Raw genomic sequence first — 6,065 nt, 5'->3', positions numbered from 1 at the left:
GTAGAGGAGGTGGATCCTCCAGGGGCCTCCCCGCTCCGCCCGCTCCCTTATGATGGAGGCGAAGGGGGTGATGCCCGAGCCCCCGGCGAGGAAGACCAGCTCCTCGGTGTCCGTCAGGGGCTCGGGGTAGAAGCTCCCCGCGGGGCCCGTGGAGAGGAAGGTGTCCCCCACCCCCACCCGGTCCAGGAGGAAGTCGGAGACGAAGCCTCCCTCCACACGGCGCACGGTGAGGTCCCAGTATCCCTTCCCCGGGGGGAGGAGATGGAGTAGGGCCGGGAGGTAAGGACCCCGTCTACCTCGCAGAAGAGGTTCACGTACTGGCCGGCCCGGAAGGAGGGGAGGACCCCCTCTGCGGCCTCCATCCTGAGGGTCTTGGTGCTTCCCGTCTCCTCGATTATCTCCGCCACCCGCAGCCTCACCCGGTCGGGGTGCAGGGAGGAGAGGGCGCGGTCGACGGCGAGGAGAGGCAGGTCTATCTCCGAGGCCTCCGCCGCCTGGCTCTCGCAGGAGGCCTTCACGGCCTCGATGCCCGCGGCTCCCATGCCGCCTTTCTCCATGTCCTGGAGGATGTTCTCCGCCGCCGTTCGGCCGGAGTCGATGCAGGGCTGGAAGCCTCCGCCCATCCTTACCCAGGCTCCGGCGAAGTACAGGCCCTCCAGAGGACCGCGATTGGGAAGGCGCAACACGGTGCTCTCGGCGGGGGAGTTCTCATAACCGTAGACGGCTCCCTCCCAGTTGCCCGTGTAACGCATATGGGTGAGGGGGGTGGCCACCTCGACCACCTCGATGTGCTCCCGCAGCCCCGGCGCGACTCGCTCGGCAAGGTCGATGAGGCGGGAGGCCAGCTGGTTTTTCGCCTCCACGTAGCGGTCCGGTGGGAGGGCACGCCACAGGTCCCCGAACCCTATGGTGGTCAGGGTGACCACGCAGGTCCCGGGTGGCGAGAACTCGGGGTCCAGGACGTTGTAGGGGGCGATGGCGCAGCTCTTGGGCTGGAAGACGGCGTTCCTGCGGGCCTCGTCGTAGTGGGACTCGAAGTCGTAGTCCAGGTTGAGCATTATCTCGTGGTTGGCCAGCCCCAGGCGTTCCACCGGGCAGTCCAGGCCCAGGAAGACGGTGAACAGGGAGATGCCGACCTTCCCCCATCCCAGCCTCCTCAGGTACCAGGAGGGCACGTTCTCTCGCCCCACCAGGTCCAAACAGGTGGTTATGGGGTTGGCGTTGCTCACCACGTAGGAGGTGGAGACCGCCGTCTCGTCCTCGGCCACCACCCCGGTGACCCTCCCGCCCTCGACGACGATGCGCGCGGCGCCGTTGTTCAGGCGCACGTCGCCACCGTTTTCCAGAATGGTCTCCACGAAGGCCTGAGACAAGGCCTGGCTCTTTCCTTTGACGTGGGTGGGACCGTACTTGAGGTAGGTGGCGTTGGCGATGGCGAAGAGGAGGAAGGAGAGCCGGGAGGGGGGCAGGCCGTAATACCCCCAGAGCTGGGCGATGACCGCGCGGGCCCGCTCGTCCTTGACCTCGGCGTTGAGGACGTCGCCCAGGGTGGCGCCGGCGTAGGTCATGAGGTTGGCGAAGGCCTGCGGGTTGGCGGCCATGGCCTCAGGCGTGAATATGGAAGTTTCTTCCAAAAGAGCGAACATGAGGGAGGTAAAGCGGCGTATCCCCTCCGCTTCGGCCGGGAAGTGCTCGCAGAGCACCTCGTCGTAGCCCTCGCGTTCCGCGGGGAGCACCAGGTCCAGGTCGGGGAAGGTGCTGCGGTAGAAGTCGGGGATGTCCAGGAACTCCACCTTCTGCGCTACCCCTATCTTTTCCAGAGAATGCCAGAGGGGGCCCCGGCGACTCCTGTGCCCCAGGCCGGAGAGCTCGTGCAGGGAGATCTCGAACTCGAAGCGCCCCCTGCAGAAGGTGGAGGCATAACCTCCTGGCACGCAGTGCTTCTCCAGCACCAGGACCCTCTTACCGGCCACGGACAGGTTGGCCGCCGCGGAGAGGCCGCCCAGCCCGGCCCCCACGACCACCACGTCATAATCCGCCATCGCCGATCCCTCCCCTCGCGTGCTTGAACGGAACGCGGTTCACGCGCCCGCCGCGGCTATCTCGCCCTTCTCGTACTTCTCGTGGACCATCTTCCGTATCTCCCGGTAGTGGACCTTTCCGGTGATCAGCCGCGGCAGCTCCTCCACGAAAAGCACGTACTTGGGTGCCTTGTAGTCGGCCAGATGGCGCTTGCACCAGGAGATGATCTCCTCGTCGGTGGCCGTGGCGCCCGGCTTGAGCTGGACGACGGCGGTGACCGCCTCCCCCCAGCGGGGATGGGGAACCGAGGTCACCCCGGAGAGCTCCACGGCCGGATGCCTGTTGATGACTTCCTCAACCTCCTCGGGGAAGACCTTCTCCCCGCCGGTGTTTATGCACCCCGATCCCCGCCCGATGAGGTGGATGTGCCCCTTCTCGTCCACCGTGGCCATGTCCCCGGTGAATATATAGGTCTTGCCGCCGACTTTCCGGTAGGTGCGCGCCGTCTTCTCCGGGTCCCCGAAGTACCCGGAAGAACCCTGATGCTCCCGGGCCACGGCCACCTCGCCGATCTCTCCCGGACCAGCCTCCCTTCCGTCCTCGGTTATCACCTTTACCATGTCGGTCACCCGGAAGACGGTCTTTTCCAGCTCCCGGTCGGCGGCGGTGTAGGGGGTGACCGAGATGTAGTGGCCTTCGGTGGAGGCCAGGACGTCCAGGATGATGAGCTGGGGCAGGTGGTCCAGCAGACGGCGCTTGACGTCCACGGAGAGGGCCATGCCGCTGGATAGGATTACCAGGAGGGAGCTCAGGTCGTAGCGGCGGCCCTCGGCGGCCGCCTGGTCGAGGGCGTCGGCGAAGGGACGGCACTGCCCGTCGCCCACGGCCACCAGGACGTTGGCGCGGTGTTTCTCGATGGCTCGCATCATCTCCTCCACGTCGAAGCTCTTGGAGGGGAGCATGATGCTGGTGAATCCTCCAATCATGCCGATGAGGGCGTGGTTGTAAGCCCAAGCGTGCATCATGGGGCTGGCCAGGAGGAGGCGCACCTTGCCCCCCGTGAGCCTGGCGGTCATACGCAACAGGGCCCGGATCACGGGATCGGGCGAGCGGCGGATGAAGGGGCCCGCCTTCTTCCCCATGGCGGCCAAGGCTTTGCGCGTGGCCGGCCGGGAGAGGATCCAGGGTAGGGCGCGGGCCGTGCCCGGGATGCGCAGGGTCCTCTCGATGCCCTCGAAGACCTGGCCGGGGGCTTTGGCAAGGTCTGCCAGACCGCCGGCGAAGTTGCGGAGCATGGCCTCAAGCGGAGCGCTCAGGGCCTGTTCATGGGTGTAGATGACCCCCTTGGGGTACCCGGTGGTACCTCCGGTGTACATGAGGACCACGATGTCCTGGTCGCGGAACCCCTCCCAGGGAGGCTGTGGGCGTGTGGCCGGCTTGTCGCTTACCAGTTCATGGTAGTTGTGCATGCCCTCCACACGCCGCTCCCCGATGATGATGTAATTCCTCACCCCGGGTAGCTCCGGCCGGAGGTTCGCCATGCGATCGGCGATGTCCTCGTTGAAGACCACCGTGGTCATCCCCGCGTCCTCTATGACGTGCTTAAGCTCCCATTCCTTGAACTTGAAATTGAGGGTCACGGCGCGGGCGGTTATCTTCCAGGCCGCGGCCACCGTCTCCAGGAAGGCGGGGGTGTTGTATTCTGCGATGCCGATGTTCTCGTCGCGCTTCACTCCCAGGTCCAGAAGGGCGTGAGCCAGGCGGTTGGTGCGTTCGTCCAGCTCCCGGTAGGTGATGACCTCGTCACCGTAGATGACCGCCGGATAGGAAGCGAAGGCGGACAGGATGTCGTCGTAGAAACCCTGGAAGTCGGTCATGATACTCCCTCCCCTGAGAACAAAAAGCGACCTTACCGGACAGCCTTCCCCGCAGATCCGACCTACGATAATTATAACGGCAATCGCTTCCGTAACACTCGCGCGGCGGACGGGGATGGAAGTACTGCCGCGGATCTCCTTCCGTCAACATCCGATCTTATAAGCGGCGGGGGTCTTGCAAAAACCCGTTTAAGATCGGGAAGAAGGGCATTCATTTCACGGATACGCTCTCGGATGCGCATGATTTACGAACGGCAACCGCTTCCGGAACACCCTTCGGCGGACGGGGATGGGGAGGGCTGCCGCATGGAAGGTTGAAAACAGTCCTGCGAGGGTGACGAGAAGGATATTTGGAAGCGCGTTGTGATAACGGGCACGGTTTCTTGAAAGGAAAAGGCTTCGACAACAAGGACAAGCGCGATAGCAGGAAGGAGAAGCAGCACAACGGGAGAGCGGGGGAAGCATGCGGCGAAGGGATGCCGCAAGAAGTCATCGGTTCCAGGCGAGAAGGCCGGTTACGGCCCCTCCGGAGATCCCCCGAAGGTGGCGACTGGAGCAGGGAGCATATGGAGATCGGAGAGAGGGGTCCAATACAAGATGGGGTGTATCAACGCGGTTCCCCCCTGCAGCGCCGGTGGGCGAATCCTTTCCTGTGTAAAGCGACAAATATAGACCGACTACATTCAGATGAGGAAAGCGGCCTTTGCCGCCTTCCTTGACGAAGACGGATCAGGGTGATTCCCGTTCTTGGGTGTCGAGATTCCCGGCTTACCCCTCAGTCGCAGGTGGGGCAGCGCCAGCCGCGACGACGCCGCCCGTATCCGCTCACCGGCTGGCCGCACCTACCGCAGCGGTACTTCCCCGACCCCTCCTGGAGGATGTAAGTGCCGCCCTCGATGCGCAGGGCCTTGCCGGCATAGAGAGCCTCGACGAGCTTGGAGCGGGCCTCGGTGACCATGCGCTGCAGGGTCTGGCGGGAGATGCCCATGGACTGGGCGGCTTCCTCCTGGTACATCCCCTCCAGGTCCACAAGGCGCAGGGCCTCCAGCTCCTCGATGCGAAGCAAGGTCTCCTCGAGTTGTGCGGCGGGAATCCCCTGGGGCTTGTAGAGAGTAGCCTTAGGGGTTTCCTTCACCAGCTTGGGCTTGATCGGTCTTGGCAAATTCTACCTCCTCACAACGCCTCCAACCCGGAAACACTAACCAATTTTATATGCAGGAAATCGCGAGGGGCAAGTTCTCGTTCACGAAAGGGGCTGACTGCCGCTTCTCGGGCTTCTCGTATCCCGAGATGAAGCGCTCGTCCGGCACGATGCTTTTGAAGCCGCGGGCGGGATGAGGGCGAGGGTAGGCGAAGGTCACGGGAGGAGATCATGCGACACAAGGCCCTCTTGGGCCGGATTCAAAGTATGTAAAGGGGGATGCCCGTGTTGGGCGCAGGCATCATGCAGCGGAAGGGAAACCTCGGTCCGAAAAGCCTGTTGGGGAGCGTCTTTTTCCTTTACTCATCCCCTTCCGGCATCACCGAAGGGGCCACTCGGCGCGCAGCCTCTCCAGGGCGTGAAAGACCACCGGGCAGACCAGGTAATTGGCGCCGAGGTTGTCCAGCTTTTCGGTGCTGTCGACGGCGAGGGAGAAGGGGTATTCGCGGCAGCTGTCCGGGCGCCACCGGTAAAGGGTGCAGAGGTTGCGCTTTAGAAAAGGGCACGGCCTGCGGTTCAGGCAGGTATCCCGGTCCTCGTTCCGGCCGACGTAGGACTCCCGGAAGACGGAGCGTTTCATATCCAGGGCCTCGGCCAGTCGGGCTATGTCGTGGGTCTCCAGCACCACGTAAGCTTCCTTGCAGCAGGCGGCGCACTTCGTGCAGTCGAAGAAGGGCATGATCTCCCGGAAAAGCGCCTTCAGGGCCGAATCCAGCCGACGCTTGGATACGCGCTCTCCTTTGAGCCTCTCGATGAACTCGTCCACCTCGGTCTCGTTGGCCCTGGCCAGCCGGCGTATCCTCCTCAAATCGGTCTCCATCCTCGGTCACCTTTCGTCCTCTTTTTCGACCCCACACGTGCGGAATGGCCCCCTCGGGCCTCACGTTCGGGCACCGCCTCATAAGAATAATACGCTTTCCCGGCCTAGGGTACATCTTCGAAATCAGTTCTATCGCCCTGTCTGT

4 protein-coding genes are annotated in these 6,065 nt (G+C 63.8%); all 4 read right to left on the bottom strand.

Annotated elements, in window-relative coordinates; genetic code table 11:
- Window positions 1–113: 113 nt before the first annotated feature.
- A complete protein-coding gene (locus H7007_RS00870; protein ID WP_287152597.1) occupies window positions 114–2,042 on the bottom strand; it encodes an FAD-dependent oxidoreductase in 1,929 nt (642 codons plus the stop codon).
- A 39-nt stretch (window positions 2,043–2,081) separates the two neighbouring features.
- Window positions 2,082–3,899: an AMP-binding protein gene (locus tag H7007_RS00865; protein ID WP_287152596.1), complete on the bottom strand. Its 1,818-nt coding sequence runs from the start codon at window positions 3,897–3,899 to the stop codon at window positions 2,082–2,084.
- Window positions 3,900–4,674: 775 nt separating this feature from the next.
- Window positions 4,675–5,061, bottom strand: coding sequence for a DUF134 domain-containing protein (locus H7007_RS00860; protein WP_287152595.1), 387 nt, complete (start codon window positions 5,059–5,061; stop codon window positions 4,675–4,677).
- 358 nt (window positions 5,062–5,419) lie between these two features.
- A complete protein-coding gene (locus H7007_RS00855) occupies window positions 5,420–5,920 on the bottom strand; it encodes a YkgJ family cysteine cluster protein (protein ID WP_287152594.1) in 501 nt (166 codons plus the stop codon).
- Window positions 5,921–6,065: the final 145 nt, after the last annotated feature.

The organism is Candidatus Solincola tengchongensis, assembly GCF_015711935.1.
In the GTDB taxonomy this organism is placed as follows: domain Bacteria; phylum Actinomycetota; class Geothermincolia; order Geothermincolales; family RBG-13-55-18; genus Solincola_A; species Solincola_A tengchongensis.
Note: the sequence above shows the minus strand (reverse complement) of the source record. Positions and strands in the feature narration are given on the sequence as shown.

Excerpts from the sequence above, each read along its gene's own strand:
- H7007_RS00870 (WP_287152597.1), bottom strand. The coding sequence starts at position 2,042 with ATGGCGGATTATGACGTGGTGGTCGTGGGGGCCGGGCTGGGCGGCCTC.
- H7007_RS00855 (WP_287152594.1), bottom strand. The coding sequence starts at position 5,920 with ATGGAGACCGATTTGAGGAGGATACGCCGGCTGGCCAGGGCCAACGAG.
- H7007_RS00865 (WP_287152596.1), bottom strand. The coding sequence starts at position 3,899 with ATGACCGACTTCCAGGGTTTCTACGACGACATCCTGTCCGCCTTCGCT.